This window comes from Streptomyces prunicolor, from assembly GCF_045162825.1.
Taxonomy (GTDB): domain Bacteria; phylum Actinomycetota; class Actinomycetes; order Streptomycetales; family Streptomycetaceae; genus Streptomyces; species Streptomyces prunicolor.
In genome coordinates this window covers 9,366,660-9,383,310 of sequence record NZ_CP108676.1, presented here as the reverse complement: position 1 = coordinate 9,383,310, position 16,651 = coordinate 9,366,660, and the positions used below count along the sequence as shown (strand labels likewise).

Sequence of the window (16,651 nt, the reverse complement as noted above, 5' to 3'; positions counted from 1 at the left end):
TGAGGGCGGCGGCCCGGATTCGATGAGTGAGGTTCGACATGGCGGAACCGTCGCCCGGGGATATGAAGATCCTGTCAGACCACCGTCAGAGTCCTGTCTGCTGTCACGGCACCGACCTTAGGGTGACCGCGTGAACGCATATGTCCTGGTGGCCGAGGACGACGTCAAACAGGCCGAGGTGATCCGCCGCTATCTGGAACGCGAGGGCCACTCCTGTCTGGTCGTCCACGACGGGCGCGCCGCCATCGACGAGGTACGGCGCCGGCGGCCGGATCTGCTCGTCCTCGACGTCATGATGCCCCTGGTCGACGGGCTGGACGTGTGCCGTGTGCTGCGCCGGGAGTGCGAGGTGCCGGTGCTGATGCTGACCGCGCGCAGCACGGAGGAGGATCTCCTGCTCGGCCTCGACCTGGGCGCCGACGACTACATGACCAAGCCGTACAGCCCACGGGAGTTGATGGCCCGGATCCGTACCCTGCTGCGGCGGACGCGCGCCACGGTGGCACCGGACGACCCGGTGCTGCGGATCGGCGCGCTCGCCGTCGACCCGGTCCGCCGTACCGTCGAGCTCGACGGACGCCAAGTGGTGTGCACGCCCGGCGAGTTCGAGATCCTCGCGGCGATGGCCGCCGAACCGGAACGGGTCTTCACCCGCCGCCAACTCCTCGCCCTGACACGGGGGTTCGACCTCTACATCACGGAGCGGACCATCGACGTCCATGTCCTCAACCTGCGCAAGAAGATAGAGGCCGTCCCCCGCCGACCGGCCTATCTGCAGACCGTGTACGGGGTCGGCTACAAGCTCATGGACGGAACTCGTGCGCGCTGAACCGGAGTTGCCTGAGTGGGGGCACGCGGGAGGCGGCGGTACGAAGTCCGGGGCACGCGTCCGCGCCAAAGTGCCGCTGCACAGAAGCCTGTTGGTCCGACTGCTGGCCACCTCGGTGATGATCGCCGTCTGCTCGGTCGCCGCCACCGCCTGGCTGGCCGCCCGCACCACCAGCAGCGCCATCCAGCAGGAGCAGGGCCAACTCCTGTCCTCCGACACCGAGATCTACGACACGGTGGTCGGCTACGCCGCCGTCCACCCGGACTGGAACGGCGTAGCCCCCACCCTGCGCCGCCTCGCCGAACGCACCGGCCGCCGTATCACCCTGACCACCCAGAGCCGTCGTACCATCGCCGCGTCGTCCGCCACCACCGCCGCCCTCCCCGTCCGGGCCTCCGCGGTCGTCGACCCCCTGCACACCGACCCCGCCCTGCTGCCCGGCGGCGACATCGACCGGATCGACCCGCGGGCTGTCGGCCCGTACCGGCTGACGACCGCCGAACGGAAGACCCTGCGTCAGTGGGCGGGCAAGATCGTCTCCTGTCTGCGCGTCACGACCGGTGCCGCGACCCTCGTCGAGGAGCCGAGCGGTCGCCCTTCCGTCAAGCTCCCCGACAGTGCCCTGGGGTCCTTCGTCGACGAGGGCTGCGGCCTCGACCAGCTCGGCGCTCCCGTCCGGACCGAGATCGGGCCGCTCAGCCGGGTCACCGCCATGGTCAACGACTGCCTGGAGCGCCAGAAGCAGCCCGAAGTGAAGTTGGCCATGGACTTCGTCATCCGTACGAGGGGCGACAGCCAGACCGCCCGGACCTGCCTCGACACCGCCCGCCGCGACCAGCTCACGCCCTACGTCGCTCCGGCCGCGCTGCTGTTCGTCACCACCCCGGCCGGCACCACGACCGCCCCCGTCTTCCGCTTCTCCTCGGCCAACACCGCGCGGATCGCGGGTGTCGCGGGGCTCGTGCTCCTGGTCACCGTGGCCGTCACCGTCGTCGTCGGCACCCGCCTTGTCAGGCCGCTGCGCGCGCTGGCCGACGCGGCCCGCCGTCCCGTGGAGGAGCACCAGCGGGTGCCGGTCACCACCAACGACGAGATCGGCCATCTCGCCGCCGCCTTCAACGACCTCGCCCAGCGTCGCGAGCGCGTGGAGGGCCGGCGCAAGGAGATGGTCAGCGATGTCGCGCACGAACTGCGCACCCCGCTCAGCACCATCCGCAGCTGGCTCGAAGCCGTGCAGGACGGCGTCGCCACCTCCGACGAGTCCCTCGTCGACTCCCTGCTCGAAGAGGCGCTGCTGCTCCAGCACATCGTCGACGACCTCCAGGACCTCGCGGAGGCCGACGCGGGCCAGCTGCGCATCCACCCCGAGCCCCTCCTCGTAGGCGACCTCCTCGACCACGTCACCACCGCCCACCTCGGCCGCGCCGACACCGCGGGCATCACCCTCACCACCCGCACGGACGGCGACCCCGAACTGTCCGGCGACCCCGTACGGCTGCGGCAGGTCGTCGGCAACCTGGTCTCCAACGCGCTACGGCACACCCCGCCCGGCGGCCGCGTCACCCTGTACGCCCGACAAACCGCGGACCACGTCACGATCGAGGTCGCCGACACCGGCACCGGTATCCCCGCCGAGGACCTGCCCCGGGTCTTCGACCGTTTCTGGCGCGCCGAGAAGTCACGCAGCCGCCGCACCGGCGGCAGCGGTCTGGGCCTCGCCATCGTGCGCCGGCTGACCGAGGCGCACGGCGGGACGGTGACGGTGGTCAGCACGGTCGGCGTCGGCACGGTCTTCACCGTCCGCCTTCCCGTGTGAGCCCCGCTCAGCTCATGGCGTCAGGCGGTGGCAGCCGCATCCCCGCAAGGTCCGCCGGAACCGGGGTGTCCGGGCGGAAGAACGGTTCCGAGGGCCCGTCCTGGGCGTTGGCGGGCGCGTCCGTGAGCCGGAACCGGTCGCGCAGTCGGCCGTAGAAATCGGTCGGACGCAGGCGGACGAGGCGGACGCGCTGAGGGGCGCGGAAGACGCCGATCCAGTCGCCGGGATCCAGGACGCCGCGCAGTTGGCCGTCGACGCTGACGATGGCCTGGCCGGAGTGGGGCAGGACGCGCAGGCCGACCGGTTCGTCGGGGGCGGCGATCACGCTGCGGTTGAACGTCATGTGCGGGGCGATCGGGGTGAAGACGACGGCGTCCATGTGGGGCGACAGGACCGGTCCACCGGCGGCGAAGCTGTAGGCCGTGGACCCGGTGGGGGTGGCGACGGCGAGCGCGTCGGCGGAGTACGTCGCCAGCAGTCGTCCGGCGAGGTAGACGCCGACGCCGACCTGTCGGTCGCGGGCGAGTTTCTCCAGTACGACGTCGTTGAGCGCGATGACGTCCAGCGCACAGCCCCAACCGCCGCCCTCCGTGGTCTCCGGCCGGACCTGCGGCGGCGGCAGGGCGGGACCGCGGCCGTAGCGCAGCATGGCCTCCATCTCCTCCGGGATGTCCAGCGGGCGGGAGGCGCGCATGGTCAGCGTCATGCGCTCCTCGACGATGGCTCGCCCCTCGTGCACGGCGTCGAGGGCCTCGTCGATGTCGCAGGCCGGGACCTCGGTGAGGAAGCCGACCTTGCCGAGGTCGACGCCGAGGACGTCGGCCCCGCTCTTGACGGCGATACGGGCGCCGCGCAGGAAGGTGCCGTCGCCGCCGAGGGTGACGACGAGGTCGGGGTTGCCCGCCGCCTCGGCCTCCTCGCGTCCGGTGCGGCGGTGCTGGTCCTTGCCCCACACGTCGATCTCCGTGCAGCGGACGTCGTGCGCCTCGCTCCAGGCGTGCACGGCGGCAGCCGCGTCCCGGGCGGTCTCGCGTCCCTGGTGGACGACGAGACCGATACGGCGTACGGGCATGGGGTCCTCCGTGGAGAGCGGTTATGTACGTGGGGCGTCAGGCCCGGTGCGTTCGTCGGGCGGGACCAGGCTGAGCACGATCTTCCCGCGCGTGTGCCGCTGCTGCACCTGCCGGTAGGCCTCCTGGACCTGTTCCAGCGGGTAGACCTGGCTGATGGGGACGGCGAGTTGTCCCTTGGAGACCAGTTCGGCCAGTTCGGCGACCAGTTGAGGGGTGAAGACGTCCTCCTGGGCCCTGCTGCGTACGCCGTAGCGGGCTACGGCCCGGCCGTCCGCCAGGGTGTTGATCCGGTGCGCGGGCACGCCCAGCGCGATGGCGATGTCGACGTTGCCCTGGCCGAAGGTGTCGACGAACGCGTCGATCCCGTCGGGTGCGGCGGCCTTCAGCCGGTCGGCGAGGCCGGGGCCGTGCTCGACGGGGACGACGCCGAGCACGCGCAGGAACTCGGCGTTGTGCGGTCCTGCGGTGCCGATGACGCGCGCGCCCCGCAGCCGCGCGAGCTGCACGGCGAGGGAGCCGACTCCGCCGGCCGCGCCGGACACCACGAGGGTGTCCCCGGCGGTCGGTTCCACGGCGTCGACGGCGGCCCATGCCGTCACCCCGACCGCGGACAGGGGCGCCGCGGCTTCCCAGCTGATGTCGGCGGGCTTGGGGGCGAGGACATCGGCGGGCGAGACGACGTAGTCGGCCTGCGCCCTTCGGGGCAGATAGCCGATGACCTCGTCACCGACGGCGAACTCGCTTACGCCGTCGCCTAGTTCGGCGACCCAGCCGGCAAAGTCGTTGCCCTGTCCCTCGGGAAAAACGGCCGGCCACATGTCCGCGAAGACGCCCTGCCGGATGCCGGCCTCGCCGGGATTGACCCCGGCGACGACGACGCGGACGAGCACTTCTCCGGGACCCGCCTTCGGTCGCGGCACCTCGACGACCTCCAGCACCTCCGGGCCGCCGTAGCGCGAGAACTTCACTGCTCGGGGCATGGTCGATGCTCCAGTGTCCAGGGGATCCGGCGGCTTACAGAAGTCCGGTGGCTTGCAGAAGGAAGGTTCCGCGGGCTTACAGAAGGTACTGCCACTTGGTCATGCGGTCCTGGAGATCGACGGTCGGGCCGTCGAGCGTGAAGGTGCCGTCGCCTCGGTGGTGGAACATGCGCGGGGCGGGCTGCGTTGGATCGGTCCAAGCCCGGACCGGCTCCAGGAGGAACAGGCTGTAGGGGGCGACGAGGCTGGTGTCGGCGACCCTGCACTCGATGTTGGCGAAGCACTCGGCGACGAGCGGTGCCCGGACCTTCTCGCCGTCCACGGCGGTCAGGTCGAACTCCTCGAACTTGTCGACGTCCACGCCGGAACAGTTGCCGATGTCGACGACGGTGGCCGCCATGTCCGCCGTCGGGACGGAGACGACGCACTCGCCGGTCTCGACGAACGCCTCGTAACTGTGGTCCCAGGGGCCGACGGTGCACGCGATCAGCGGCGGGGCGTGGCGCACCATCATGTTGAACCCGTTGGTCATCACGTTCGGGACGCCCCGGTGCCGGGTGGTGACCAGGATGACGGGACCGGGTTCGATCAACCGGTGCACCTGGTCCAGGGGGTGGGGCTGAAGGTCCTGCACGGTGATCATGTCCGCTCCCGACGCCGCACGGAGCGCGTCCCGGCGGCGGGGCCGGCGCGCTGTCTGTCGGTTCGAGTCTCGGCAGACGGCGCGCCGGTATGAAGGCCGTGGTTTTCCTGGGTGCGGGAGGACCAGTCTCGGCTTGCGTGCCTGTGTTCGCCTTGGCCTACGTGTTCGCGTTCGCGCCGGCCTTCTTCGGCTCTGCGGCCAGCACCCTCAGCGTCTCGAAGGCGGCCGCGGTCGGACTGGCCGGTTCGGCTTGGTAGACGACGAGTTGCTGATGCGGGGCGCCGTTGACCGTGAAGGCGGCGAAGGCGATGTGCAGGTCGCCGACGTCCGGGTGCTTGAGGTGTTTGCCTTCCTGGGACTTGCTCTTGACGTCGTGCAGCCGCCAGATACCGGCGAACTCCTCGCTCTCCGCGGAGAGTTCCTCAACTACCTCGGCAATACGGGCGGATTCGGGATCGTGGCCGTAGGCGGCCCGGAGTTCGGCGACGCAGGAATGCGCGGCCCGGTCCCATTCCTGGTAGAACTCGCGCCCCGCCGGGTCGACGAACACATTGCGGGCGAGGTTGTCGAACGTCTCGAATCCGCTGTGCAGCGCCGTGGCAAGGGAGTTGCCCGCGAGAATGTCGAGGGCCGGGCCGAGAACGAACGCCGGGGTGTGCTCCCACCCGTCCATCAACTGCAGCAACTGCGTGCTGACTTCGGCCTCGCCCCAGTCGTGCGGGCGTTGCGAGGGCGTCAGGCAGAGGCGGTTGAGATGGTCGGCGGACTCCGCGTCCAGCTTCAACGCCTGCGCCACGGCCTCCAGGACCTGCGGGGACGGGCTGTTCTCGCGTCCCTGCTCCAGCCTGATGTAGTAGTCGGAGCTGACTCCGGCGAGCAGCGCGACCTCTTCCCTGCGCAGTCCCGGCACCCGGCGTCGGCCGTACTCCGGCAGACCGACGTCCTGGGGCTTGAGGGCCTCGCGGCGAGCCCGGAGGAAATCTCCCAAAGGGGTGCCATTGCTCATGCGGCAAGACTAGATGCTTTTCGATCGGTGAGCCGGGGAGCCGTGATCCTGGGTGCGACGCACCCACCGTCGGCAGAACTTCTCCGGGTGTTTTCCGCCTAGCCTCGACGGTATGTACAACGACGCGCGCCCCGACCCGGTGGAAGGGCTGGGTCAGTTCCTCCGCTCCCGCCGGGAACGGGTCCGCCCCACCGACGTGGGGCTGTCCGGCTCCGGCCGGCGACGAGTGCCCGGGCTGCGCCGTGACGAGGTCGCCGCGCTCGCCGGGGTCAGCCCGAGCTACTACAGCAGGCTTGAGCAGGGCCGTGAACTCAGCCCGTCCGTAAGGGTGTTGGAGGCCATGGCCCGCGTGCTGCGCCTGACGGAGGAGGACCGGCTCGAACTGTTCCGGCTGGCGCGGCCCACGGACCGTCGTACGAAGTCGCCCTCCCGAGTCGAGCGGGTGCGCCCGCATCTGCGGCAGCTGATCGAGAGCTGGACCAGGACGCCGGCCTTCATCGTCGGCCACGCCCAGGACCTGCTGGCGACCAACGTCCTGGCCGACGCCCTCTACCGCGACTTCGCCCAGCACGACAACGTGCTGCGCATGCTCTTCCTGGACCCGGCGGCGAAGACGTTCTACCGGAGCCCGGAGCGGGCCAAGGACCGTGCGGTCGCCGATCTCCAGCAGACCGCGGCGAGCACGCCCGAGGATCCCCGCGTCCTGGAACTCGTCGGCGAACTGTCCGTGCGCAGCGGCGAGTTCCGCTCACTGTGGGCCCGTGAGTACACCCGGGTCCCGCCCTGCGAGGTCAAGCGGATGCGGCATTCCGTGGTGGGGGACCTGGAGTTGCGGCACGAGGCGCTCAACATCCGCAGCGCGCCCGGACAGCAGCTGATCATCTTGCAGGCGGAGCCGGACTCGCCCTCGGCGGACGGCCTGGCCCTGCTGGGTTCGCTGAGTGCGCCCGAGGTGCAGGACGCACGATAATATCCCGAGGTTACGAATTACCGGGATTACCGGGAATCTCGCTCGACCGCTCCCAGTATCCGGTTCAGGAAGTCGCCGAAAAGGCGTACCTCGTCCGAGTTCAGCGGGTCGAAGAAAAGCCGCCGTACGGTTTCCACATGGGTGGGTGCGGCGGCCTCGATCATTTCCCGGCCCTTTTCCGTGAGCCGCACCATCGAGCCGCGGGCGTCGTCCGCGCAGGGCTCCCGCGTGACGAGCCCGCGCTTCTCCATGCGGCTGATCTGATGGGACAGCCGGCTGCGCTCCCAGTCGACCTCGGCGCCCAGCTCCCGTGCGCGCAGCACGCCGCCGGCGGCCTCGGACAGGGGCGCGAGGAGCGCGTAGTCGGCGGCCGAAAGGCCCGAATCCTGCTGCAACTGCTGGTCCTGGGCCCGTTGCAACTCACGGCGCACTCTCCGGTACTTCGCCCAGACGTCGGCCTGGTCGGGGGTGAGCCATCGGGGTTCGGACATGGCTTCACCGTAGCAGCTTGTTGACATGTCACCGACTTCGCCGGTCATGGCCCGTTCCTGGGTGTGGGACTCCCAGGAAAACCGCTGCCTTCATAGCTCCGTTCCGGAGGAACAGACTCGTACTCGTCAACAAGAAATCCCCCACAAGGGGAAGCGACGAAAGAGGTTTTCCCCATGGCTACGTGGTTTGTCACCGGCGCCTCCCGTGGAATCGGCGCGGAAATCGCCCGGGCCGCGCTGGCAGGCGGCAACAATGTCGTGGTCGCCGTACGGAATCCGGAGCGGGTGCCCGACGACCTGAAGAAGTCCGACAACGTGTTCGCGGTCGCCCTGGACGTGACGGACAACGACAGCATCCCGCAGGCGGTCGAGGCCGCGGTGGAGCGCTTCGGCGGTATCGACGTCCTGGTGAACAACGCCGGCCGCGGGCTGCTCGGCGCCCTGGAGGAGATCACCGACGCGGAGGCGCGGTCACTGTTCGACCTCAATGTCTTCGGCCTGATCAACGTCACCCGCGCCGTCCTGCCCGTCATGCGCAAGCAGGGCTCCGGCAAGCTCGTGCACATCGGGTCCCGCTCGGGCTTCGAGGGCGAGCCCGGGGTCAGCCTGTACTCCGCGTCGAAGTTCGCGGTCGCCGGCATCAGCGAGGCGCTCTCCGCCGAGATGGCGCCGTTCGGTATCCAGTCGATGGTGGTCGAACCGGGCGTCTTCCGCACCGACTTCCTCGACTCCAGCTCCCTCTCGGTCGCCGCGAACCATATCGCCGACTACGACGACACCCCGGCCCACGTGACGCTCGACTGGATCGACCGGGCCAACCACGCGCAGCTCGGTGACCCCGTCCTGGGCGCGGCGCTCATCGTCGAGGTCACCGGCACCGAGAAGCTGCCCACGCACCTCTACCTCGGCCACGACACCCTGGAGCGGCTGGAGGTCAAGTACCGGCAGGTGCAGGACGACCTGGCCCCGTGGCGCGAGAAGTCCGCGGCCACCGGGCACGACGACGCCGCAGCCTGACACACAACGGGAGCCCGGGCCGGACGAGTTCGCCCGCCTGGGCCCGACGAGTTCGGGCCGAGTCCGCCCGCCTGGGGCCGGCGAGTTCGGGCGCCCGCGCCGGGGCCACCACCCGACACACCTGCCATCCCCGCCGCACCTGCCGTACCTGACGTGCCGTCAAACACCCTCCCATCTCAGTGATTGAGGTTCTGTGATGTCTGCTTCCGCCCTGCTCACCGGTACCCCCCTCGCCGGCCGTGTCGCCGTCGTCTCCGGCGCCTCCAGCGGCATGGGTGCCGTCACCGCCGAACGGCTGGCCGAACTCGGCGCCACCGTGGTCGTGTTGGCCCGTCGCAAGGAGCGCCTGGAGGGCGTGGTCAAGAACATCGAGGCCGCGGGCGGCACCGCGTTCGCCCTGGCCGTCGACGTCACGGACCGCGCCGCCGTCCAGGCCGCCGCCGATCAGGTCGCCGAGCGCTTCGGCAAGGCCGACCTGGTGTTCAACAACGCTGGTGTCCAACTCATCTCCGGTATCGAGGAGTTGAAGGTCGACGACTGGCAGCGCCAGATCGACCTCAACATCAGCGGGCTGATGAACGTGATCGCCGCGTTCCTCCCCCATCTGACGGAGTCCGCCGCCGCGGGCAAGCCGGCCGACCTGATCAACACCTCGTCCATCGCGGCCACCCGCATCCTGACGAAGTTCTCGATCTACTCCGGCACCAAGGCGTACATCAGCCACCTCACGCGGCTCCTCCGTGTGGAGCTCGGCCCGAAGATGGTCCGCGTGGCCACCATCGAGCCCGGCATGGTCGACACCGAGCTGCCCGACCACGTCACCGATGCCGACGCGTCCAAGCTGATGGCCGACCTCATCAGCGACATCGACGTCCTCCAGAGCGCCGACATCGCCGAGACCGTCGCCTTCATGGCCGCCGTACCGCGCCACGTCAACCTCACCGAGATCACCATCCTGCCCACCGCGCAGGCCGTCTGAGATCCCTCCCGCCACCGTCCCGCCCTCATCCCCATCCCCTCAGGGTGGGGGAGGAACAGCCGGACGCTGCTCCTCCCCCACCCTGGCGACATTGGTTGACACGACAACATCCGTGGTGTTTTGTTGACACGTCAACGAGGACGCGGAACCCCAGGCAGACCGGAGACCGACATGAACATCACGGTGATCGGACGAGGACACGTCGGCGGCGGCCTGGCCCGCCTGTGGGAGAAGGCCGGGCACAAGGTCAGGACGCTGGGCCGGGACGGAGGTGACGCCTCGGACGCCGATGTGGTGGTCGTGGCCGTCCCCGGCAACCAGATCGCCGAGGCACTGAGCGGCGTGACCGGGCTGAACGGCCAGGTCACCATCGACGCAACCAACCTCTACTCGGAGCGCGACCCCGCCTTCCCCTCCCTCGCCCACCAGGTGAAGTCGATCGTCGGCGGCCCGACCGCGAAGTCCTTCAACACGGTCTTCGCCTCCGCCTACGACCAGATCGGCACCCAGCGGGTAACCCCGAGCAACCTCTACGCCGCCGAGCCGACCGCGAAGGACATCACCGCACAGCTCATCACCGACGCGGGCTTCGACCCGCTCCACGTCGGTGACCTCGACCCGGGCGCGCGGCTCCTGGAGGACAGCTCGGGCCTGACCCGCGCGCTGGCCGGGCAGATCGGCGGCCCGTTCTTCTACCGGTACGGGCGGCCCGGGGAGCTGTAAGTGCGGGGCAGGCAAAGGAAGTTGGGGGCGCCGAGCGCACCGGTCCCACTCACCCCCACCGATACGAACGGCGAGACGCACGTGCCCCACAGGGAAGGTGCGTCTCGCCGTTCAGTCGCATCGCCCGTCGCCCGAGTCGCCTTGACCTTGTCGCAACGTCAGGGTTTCTACTGAACTCATGCGAATCGGCGAGATCGCCGCCCTCGTCGGGGTCACCCCGCGGGCCGTGCGGCACTACCACCATCTCGGGCTGCTGCCCGAACCCGTACGGCGGAGCAACGGCTACCGCGAGTACGGCATCCGGGACGCCGTCCTGCTCGCCCGCGTCCGGCGCCTGACCGAGCTCGGCCTCGGTCTCGACGAGGTGCGTGACGTCCTCGCGGACGACGAGGGCCGCGAACTGGTAGAAGTCCTCCAGGAGTTGGACAAGGACCTCGCACGGCAGGAAGCGCTCGTACGGGAGCGACGGCAACGGCTCGCCGTGCTGTTGGCCGAGGCTCGCGACGGGCGACTGACCGCCGAAGCTCCTCTGTCGCCGCAGCTCACCGAGCTGCTGGCGGGCCTCGGCGAGCTGCCGGACTGCCCCATGGCCGCGAAGGACCGGGAGATGCTGGCCCTCCTCGACACCGTGGCCCCCGAGGCGGACCGGGTCCTGCTGATGGAGACGCTGCGGGGAATGGCGGAGCACGCCGGCGAGATGTACGGCCTGCTGGACGCCCTCGCCGACAAGGAGCCGGACGACCCAGGGGTGGCCCATGCCGCCGCCGCGCTCGCGGCCCTGCTGCCCGACGACCTGGCAGCACAATTCCCCGACCAGCCCGACGACGGTCTGGCCGACGCCGTCTTCGCGGACCTGGCACCGGCCCAGTCGACGGCGGTACGCCGAGCGATGGAACTCGCGAAGCACCGACACCTCACGGAGCCCCGGCAGCCCGCGAAGGACCGAGAGGAAACTCCGTCGCACCGACAGGAGGACCCGTCATGACGACGACGTCGGAGATCCGGACGCCCCTCCCCCAGCCCGAAGCCCCCACGCGAGGCCCGGCCCTGCGCACGCTGCGCACCCTCGGGATACTCGCCCAACTCGCCCTGGCCGTCTGCCTGTTCAGCGGAGTTCCGGTGCCCGACGGCGTTGTGCTCGGCGGCAGGCTGCTTCTGCTGGCACTCCTCGCCGCCGAGGCCTACGTCTGGCTGCGGCTGCGGCGGCTCGGGCTGTCCCGGCGTCAGGCGTTCGCGCGGCTCGTGCCCGAGCGCGTGGCGCGGTACGTGGCGCACGAGGCGCGGATCCTCGCGAGCCTGGTCCGGTGGGTCGTACGCCGTCCGCACGGGGTTGGCGAAGCCGACGGGGTCTTCCCGCACGCCCGCGACCAGGCCGCGATGATGTATGGCCTGACGTTCGTGTGCGTGGCCGAGACGGTCGCCCTGTCGTTCCTGCTCGCCAGGTGGCCCGTCGTCCACGGCGTCCTCCTGGTCGTCGACGTCTACACCGTGCTGTTCGTCCTCGGTATGCACGCCGCCGCCGTCACCCGGCCGCACGTCCTGGCGGGGGGTGTCCTGCGCGTCCGGCAGGCGGCCCATGTCGACATCCGAGTGCCCGTCGACCTGATCGCCGCCTTCCGGCGTGAGACACGGTTCACCCACGAGAAGAAGGACGGCGAGCTGAACCTGGCCATCGGCTCCCAGACCTCCCTCACCCTCGAACTGACCGAACCGGTCGACGCCCCGAAGCTCCTCGGCGCCCCGCGCCTCGTACGGGTGATCCGGCTGCACGCCGACGATCCGAAGTCCCTCTACGACGCCGTCGCACAGGCACGAACCGCATACGCACCCGCCCCCGCACCCGTACCTCAGGTCGCCGACTGAATGTCCCCCCGCGTGGACGCCGCGATCGTGTCCCGGTGGGCGAAGTCGCCCGGGGGGATGCCGGGATGGTGGCCGAGGGGGGCGGAAGGGACCGTGACCGAGGGGCCGAGGGTGAGGCGGGAGACGATGCGGTAGCGGTCGCCTCGGTAGATCGAGTGGACGTATTCGACGGGCCGGCCGGTGGTGTCCGAGGTGAGGCGTTCGAAGAGCAGGGCCGGGGAGAGTTCGGGGACGTCGAGGAGTTCGGCCTCGGCGCGGGTGACGACGGTCGGCTCGATCGCCTGGACGGCCTCCTGGACATGCACGCCGTGCTGTTCCCGGAGGTGTTCGTACAGGTCGCCTGCCTCCAACTCGCGGGCGGACAGGGCCGGGACGAGGTCGGCCCGGATGTGCAGGTGCTCGATGGCCATCGGGGCGCCGTCGACCAGACGCAGGCGGGCCACGTACACGATCTCGGCCGCGGGCGAGAGGCGCAGCCTGCGGCCCACGCGGGCGCCGGCCGGGATGGTGGTGAACTCCAGCAGCCGGCTCGACCAGGCGCCGGATGCTTGAGGCACCGTCATGGCCTGTTCGCCGGAGACGAGTTCCTGGGTGATCTTCTCGGGCGCCACGAACATGCCGCGCCCATGCTCCCGCACCAGCAGCCCGGCGGCGACGAGTTCGTCCACCGCCGCGCGCAAGGTCGGTCGGGACACGCCCAGTTGGGCGCAGAGGACACGCTCGGAGGGGATCGCGTCCCCCGGGTGGTGCGACTCGACGAGGTCGAGGATGAAGTCGCGGACCCGCTCCCGTTTGAGCACCGCGCCTGGCGCGTCGGCCTTCATGTCGCACTCCTCATACGCGGAGTCCCCGGTTGACCAGTTGGCCAACGGTCGCCCGCAATGACCCTGTTGACCCGGGCAGTGTAACCACCTCCGGGCGATGATCCTTCCCATCCGGGCCGACCCGCACGCCAAGTCCCCCTAAGTCGAAGGGGGTTGACGCCCACATTGGTCTATGCCACCTTCATCCCCACATCGAAAGGTGAGCTGTCCAGTGGGCTTCACTGGTCAGGTGGTCAGATGTTCGCGCATGTCCTCCCCAGGTGAACCTCCCCCACACGCCCCCGCTCCGGAGACGATCCATGCCCGCACAGCGTCCCGTGCTCGCCCTGGTCCCCCGCCCCACCAAGTCGGCAGTGCGCCCGGGGCAGTTCATCCTCGGCGCCGACACCACCCTGCACATCGGCACGGGCGCCGAACCGGCCGCGGACCTGCTGCGGACCCTGCTCGCGCCGGCCACCGGACTGCCTCTGCGAGCTTCCCCGGACGGGCAGTTGACCCTCACGCTCGACCCCGGGCTGGCCGGTCTCGCCGGTCTCGGCAAGGAGGGATACGGGCTCACCGTCGCCCCGCACGCCGTACTGCTGCGCGCCGCGCACCTCACCGGCCTGCTGCGCGGAATCCAGACGGTCCGTCAACTCCTGCCCCCACAAGCTCTGTCGGAGACCCCGCAGCCCGATACGCGGTGGGTACTGCCGTGCGTCGAGATCACCGACCTCCCCCGACACCCCTGGCGCGGCGCGATGCTGGACGTGGCCCGGCACTTCCAGCCCGTCTCCTATCTGCGCCGGTACGTCGACCTGCTGGCCCTGCACAAGATCGGCGTGTTCCATCTCCACCTCACGGACGACCAGGGCTGGCGCATGCCGGTGTCCGCCTACCCGAAGCTCACCGAGATCGGCGGCCACCGCGCCGAGTCCCAACAGGGCCCCGCAGGAAGCGACTTGTACGACGGTGTCCCGCACAGCGGCTCGTACACGCGGGCCGAACTCACCGACCTGGTGAGCTACGCCGCCGCTCGCGGCGTGACCGTCATGCCGGAGATAGAGATGCCCGGGCATGTGCGGGCCGCCCTCGCCGCCTATCCCCAGCTGGGCAACAACCCGGAGCGCACCCTCGACGTCTGGACCCGTTGGGGCCTGTGCGACACCGTCCTCGGGGTCCACGACGAGGTGCTCGACTTCTGCCGCACGGTCCTCGACGAGGTCATGGACGTCTTCCCCTCGCCGTACATCCACGTGGGTGGCGAGGAATGCCCCACCGCCGAGTGGACGCGCAGTGTCGCCGCGCGCGAACGGGCGGTCGCGCAGGGCCTGTCGAGTCCCGCCGCGCTGCACGGCTGGTTCCTCGGGCGGATCGGCGACTTCCTCGTGCGGCACGGGCGGCGCCCGGTCGGCTGGGCCGAGACCGGTGCCGAACTGCCCCTGGACTTCACGGTGATGACCTGGCGGGACGCGGCGCACACCCTGGCGGCGACCCGTCGCGGCCACTCCGTCGTGAGCGCGTACCACCGGGCGACCTACCTCGACTACGCCCAGTCCGAGGACCCTGGCGAGCCCCCGGCCCAGCCCGGCGGCGTCGTCGATCTGCGCGCCGTCCACGCCCATGATCCCGTCCCCGAGGACGCCGAACGGAGCGCTGCCGAGCGGGTGTTGGGCACCCAGGCCCAGTTGTGGACCGAGTTCGTCAGGACACCCGAGCGGATCGAGTACCTCGCCTATCCCCGCTTGTGCGCCCTCGCCGATCGCGCTTGGAGCGGTCCAACCGACTGGCCGGACTTCCACTCCCGGCTCGCCGTGCACACGGCCCGCCTCGACGCGCTCGGCGTCCGGTACCACCCCCTCACGTGACCCGACCCCCTCACGTGACCGGTCCCCCGTACCGCCCTGATCTGTCCCGTTCCGGAATCACCCCACCTTTCTGGAGAGGCACGACATGAGACTCGACAAGAGGTTCGGCACGACGTTCGACACGAGGTTCGCGAAGGGCAGGCTCCGCGCCGCCGCGTCCGCCGCCGTCGCGGTGGCCATGGGCGCCGCCGCGCTCACCGCCATGCCGTCCACCGCGAGCGCGGCGGGCGACGGACTCAGCGTCCAGTACCGCACCAGCGCCACGGGTGCCACCGCCGACCAGTCCGAGCCCTGGTTCAAGGTGAAGAACACCGGCTCCAGCACAGTGCAGTTGGCGGGTGTCAAGCTCCGCTACTACTTCAAGGCGGACTCGGCGAGCGCGAGTTACCGCTTCGCGTGTTCCTGGGCCGTCAAGGGCTGCGCCAACGTCACGGGCACCTTCGGCACGCTCGCCAACCCGACGGCCACGGCGGACCGTTACCTGGAGATCGGCTTCACCTCCGGCGCCGGCACCCTCGCGCCCGGCGCCGACACCGGTGACATGCAGCTGCGCTTCTACCAGTCGACGTGGCAGACCCTGAACCAGAGCGACGACTACTCCTTCGGCGCCGCGCAGACCTCGTACGCCGACTGGTCCAAGGTCACGGCACAGCTGTCCGGCACCACCCTGTGGGGCACCGCCCCCGCCGGCAACGACCCGACGAACCCGCCCACCGACCCGCCGACCGATCCCCCGGCGACCGGCGCCGCGCTGTTCGACGACTTCAACTACAGCGCCTACAACGACCCGAAGATCTCCTCGCACGGCTGGAGCGTGCGCTCCACCTCCGGCGGTCCCGGAGTCTCCGGTGCCACCTGGGCGCCCCAGAACGTCACGTTCGCCAGCACCAGCGGCAACTCCGTGATGAACCTGGAGACTTCGACGTCCGGTACCGGCGAGAGCACCAAGCAGACCGAAGTCGTCACCAACACACGGAAGTTCAAGAACGGCACCTACGCGGCCCGGGTCAAGTTCAACGACGCGCCCAGGTCGGGACCGGACGGCGACCACCTCGTCCAGACGTTCTTCACCATCAACGACCTCACGGCCCCGCTGGCGGACGACTACTCCGAGTACGACTTCGAGTACCTCCCCAACGGCGGCTGGGGCGAGACCTCCGACATCCTCTACACGACGTCCTGGGAGACCTACCAGGCCGACCCGTGGATCGCGGTCAACCAGCACACCGAGGGCCGGCAGAGCTACAACGGCTGGCACGACCTGGCGCTGACCATCGACAACAGCAGCATCAAGTACTACATCGACGGCCAGCTCTTCGGCACCCATGACGCCGCGTACCTCCCGGAGCGGCCGATGTCGATCAACTTCAACCAGTGGCTGATCGACTTCGGCGGCCTGACCAGTTCCACCGCGCGGTCCTACGACGAACAGGTCGACTACGTCCTGCACGTCAAGGACCAGGTCCTCACCCCGGCGCAGGTCGCCGCCAAGGTCGCGGCGTACCGCGGCGCGGGCACCACCTTCGAGGACACCGTGCCCAGCAGTTGATCACCCAGAGCGGCGGGCCGCGCACTCGGCGTACGGCGTCC

General features: G+C 70.1%; 16 protein-coding genes. 10 read left to right on the top strand and 6 right to left on the bottom strand.

The genetic code is table 11. The features are described 5' to 3' along the window. Positions 1-130 precede the first annotated feature (130 nt). Together OG588_RS42530 and OG588_RS42525 are read left to right on the top strand one after the other, a co-directional pair. Positions 131-829 carry a response regulator transcription factor gene (locus tag OG588_RS42530; RefSeq protein WP_405951911.1) on the top strand — a complete coding sequence of 233 codons (699 nt, stop codon included), beginning with the start codon at positions 131-133 and terminating at the stop codon, positions 827-829. Next, positions 819-2,645, top strand: a complete 1,827-nt coding sequence (locus OG588_RS42525; protein ID WP_405951910.1) for a sensor histidine kinase — start codon at positions 819-821, stop codon at positions 2,643-2,645. Before OG588_RS42530 ends, OG588_RS42525 begins: the two co-directional genes overlap by 11 nt. A 7-nt stretch (positions 2,646-2,652) precedes the next feature. On the opposite strand, the gene OG588_RS42520 is transcribed toward OG588_RS42525, so the two are convergent. The 4 genes from OG588_RS42520 to OG588_RS42505 form a co-directional block, all read right to left on the bottom strand. Further along, positions 2,653-3,717, bottom strand: a complete 1,065-nt coding sequence (locus tag OG588_RS42520) for an NAD(+)/NADH kinase (RefSeq protein WP_398850205.1) — start codon at positions 3,715-3,717, stop codon at positions 2,653-2,655. A gap of 21 nt (positions 3,718-3,738) precedes the next feature. Further along, entirely contained in the window at positions 3,739-4,698 is a 960-nt protein-coding gene (locus OG588_RS42515; RefSeq protein WP_405951909.1) for an NADP-dependent oxidoreductase, read from the bottom strand. 76 nt (positions 4,699-4,774) lie between these two features. Then, on the bottom strand, positions 4,775-5,341 hold the full coding sequence (locus tag OG588_RS42510) for a flavin reductase family protein (RefSeq protein WP_405951908.1): 567 nt from the start codon (positions 5,339-5,341) through the stop codon (positions 4,775-4,777). A 157-nt stretch (positions 5,342-5,498) separates the two neighbouring features. Next, a complete protein-coding gene (locus OG588_RS42505; protein ID WP_405951907.1) occupies positions 5,499-6,347 on the bottom strand; it encodes a helix-turn-helix transcriptional regulator in 849 nt (282 codons plus the stop codon). Between the two features lie 112 nt (positions 6,348-6,459). Here OG588_RS42505 and OG588_RS42500 point away from each other — a divergent pair, with 112 nt between their 5' ends. Continuing rightward, on the top strand, positions 6,460-7,317 hold the full coding sequence (locus OG588_RS42500) for a helix-turn-helix transcriptional regulator (RefSeq protein WP_405951906.1): 858 nt from the start codon (positions 6,460-6,462) through the stop codon (positions 7,315-7,317). A gap of 26 nt (positions 7,318-7,343) precedes the next feature. Here OG588_RS42500 and OG588_RS42495 read toward each other — a convergent pair whose 3' ends face one another. Continuing rightward, entirely contained in the window at positions 7,344-7,808 is a 465-nt protein-coding gene (locus OG588_RS42495; protein ID WP_405951905.1) for a MarR family winged helix-turn-helix transcriptional regulator, read from the bottom strand. 174 nt (positions 7,809-7,982) lie between these two features. Between OG588_RS42495 and OG588_RS42490 the strand changes: the two genes are divergently transcribed. From OG588_RS42490 to OG588_RS42470, 5 genes are all read left to right on the top strand, one after another. Continuing rightward, positions 7,983-8,825 (top strand): SDR family NAD(P)-dependent oxidoreductase, encoded by an 843-nt coding sequence (locus tag OG588_RS42490; protein ID WP_405951904.1) that lies wholly within the window; start codon positions 7,983-7,985, stop codon positions 8,823-8,825. Positions 8,826-9,021: 196 nt separating this feature from the next. Next, positions 9,022-9,804, top strand: a complete 783-nt coding sequence (locus OG588_RS42485; RefSeq protein ID WP_405951903.1) for an SDR family oxidoreductase — start codon at positions 9,022-9,024, stop codon at positions 9,802-9,804. 171 nt (positions 9,805-9,975) lie between these two features. Beyond that, complete coding sequence (locus OG588_RS42480) at positions 9,976-10,527, top strand: dinucleotide-binding protein (RefSeq protein ID WP_405951902.1); 552 nt, start codon at positions 9,976-9,978, stop codon at positions 10,525-10,527. A gap of 178 nt (positions 10,528-10,705) precedes the next feature. Then, on the top strand, positions 10,706-11,512 hold the full coding sequence (locus tag OG588_RS42475; RefSeq protein ID WP_405951901.1) for a MerR family transcriptional regulator: 807 nt from the start codon (positions 10,706-10,708) through the stop codon (positions 11,510-11,512). Then, positions 11,509-12,390 (top strand): hypothetical protein, encoded by an 882-nt coding sequence (locus OG588_RS42470; protein WP_405951900.1) that lies wholly within the window; start codon positions 11,509-11,511, stop codon positions 12,388-12,390. Before OG588_RS42475 ends, OG588_RS42470 begins: the two co-directional genes overlap by 4 nt. On the opposite strand, the gene OG588_RS42465 is transcribed toward OG588_RS42470, so the two are convergent. Then, positions 12,375-13,214, bottom strand: coding sequence for a GntR family transcriptional regulator (locus OG588_RS42465; RefSeq protein WP_405951899.1), 840 nt, complete (start codon positions 13,212-13,214; stop codon positions 12,375-12,377). The two genes, OG588_RS42470 and OG588_RS42465, sit on opposite strands and share 16 nt — an antisense overlap. Positions 13,215-13,513: 299 nt before the next feature. Between OG588_RS42465 and OG588_RS42460 the strand changes: the two genes are divergently transcribed. Together OG588_RS42460 and OG588_RS42455 are read left to right on the top strand one after the other, a co-directional pair. Further along, positions 13,514-15,061 (top strand): beta-N-acetylhexosaminidase, encoded by a 1,548-nt coding sequence (locus OG588_RS42460; RefSeq protein ID WP_405951898.1) that lies wholly within the window; start codon positions 13,514-13,516, stop codon positions 15,059-15,061. 85 nt (positions 15,062-15,146) lie between these two features. Continuing rightward, on the top strand, positions 15,147-16,610 hold the full coding sequence (locus OG588_RS42455; RefSeq protein WP_405951897.1) for a cellulose binding domain-containing protein: 1,464 nt from the start codon (positions 15,147-15,149) through the stop codon (positions 16,608-16,610). The last annotated feature ends 41 nt before the right edge of the window (positions 16,611-16,651 follow it).

Excerpts from the sequence above, each read along its gene's own strand:
- OG588_RS42480 (WP_405951902.1), top strand. The coding sequence starts at position 9,976 with ATGAACATCACGGTGATCGGACGAGGACACGTCGGCGGCGGCCTGGCC.
- OG588_RS42455 (WP_405951897.1), top strand. The coding sequence starts at position 15,147 with ATGAGACTCGACAAGAGGTTCGGCACGACGTTCGACACGAGGTTCGCG.
- OG588_RS42475 (WP_405951901.1), top strand. The coding sequence starts at position 10,706 with ATGCGAATCGGCGAGATCGCCGCCCTCGTCGGGGTCACCCCGCGGGCC.
- OG588_RS42520 (WP_398850205.1), bottom strand. The coding sequence starts at position 3,717 with ATGCCCGTACGCCGTATCGGTCTCGTCGTCCACCAGGGACGCGAGACC.
- OG588_RS42510 (WP_405951908.1), bottom strand. The coding sequence starts at position 5,341 with ATGATCACCGTGCAGGACCTTCAGCCCCACCCCCTGGACCAGGTGCAC.
- OG588_RS42500 (WP_405951906.1), top strand. The coding sequence starts at position 6,460 with ATGTACAACGACGCGCGCCCCGACCCGGTGGAAGGGCTGGGTCAGTTC.
- OG588_RS42470 (WP_405951900.1), top strand. The coding sequence starts at position 11,509 with ATGACGACGACGTCGGAGATCCGGACGCCCCTCCCCCAGCCCGAAGCC.
- OG588_RS42515 (WP_405951909.1), bottom strand. The coding sequence starts at position 4,698 with ATGCCCCGAGCAGTGAAGTTCTCGCGCTACGGCGGCCCGGAGGTGCTG.
- OG588_RS42485 (WP_405951903.1), top strand. The coding sequence starts at position 9,022 with ATGTCTGCTTCCGCCCTGCTCACCGGTACCCCCCTCGCCGGCCGTGTC.
- OG588_RS42495 (WP_405951905.1), bottom strand. The coding sequence starts at position 7,808 with ATGTCCGAACCCCGATGGCTCACCCCCGACCAGGCCGACGTCTGGGCG.
- OG588_RS42505 (WP_405951907.1), bottom strand. The coding sequence starts at position 6,347 with ATGAGCAATGGCACCCCTTTGGGAGATTTCCTCCGGGCTCGCCGCGAG.
- OG588_RS42465 (WP_405951899.1), bottom strand. The coding sequence starts at position 13,214 with ATGAAGGCCGACGCGCCAGGCGCGGTGCTCAAACGGGAGCGGGTCCGC.
- OG588_RS42460 (WP_405951898.1), top strand. The coding sequence starts at position 13,514 with ATGCCCGCACAGCGTCCCGTGCTCGCCCTGGTCCCCCGCCCCACCAAG.
- OG588_RS42490 (WP_405951904.1), top strand. The coding sequence starts at position 7,983 with ATGGCTACGTGGTTTGTCACCGGCGCCTCCCGTGGAATCGGCGCGGAA.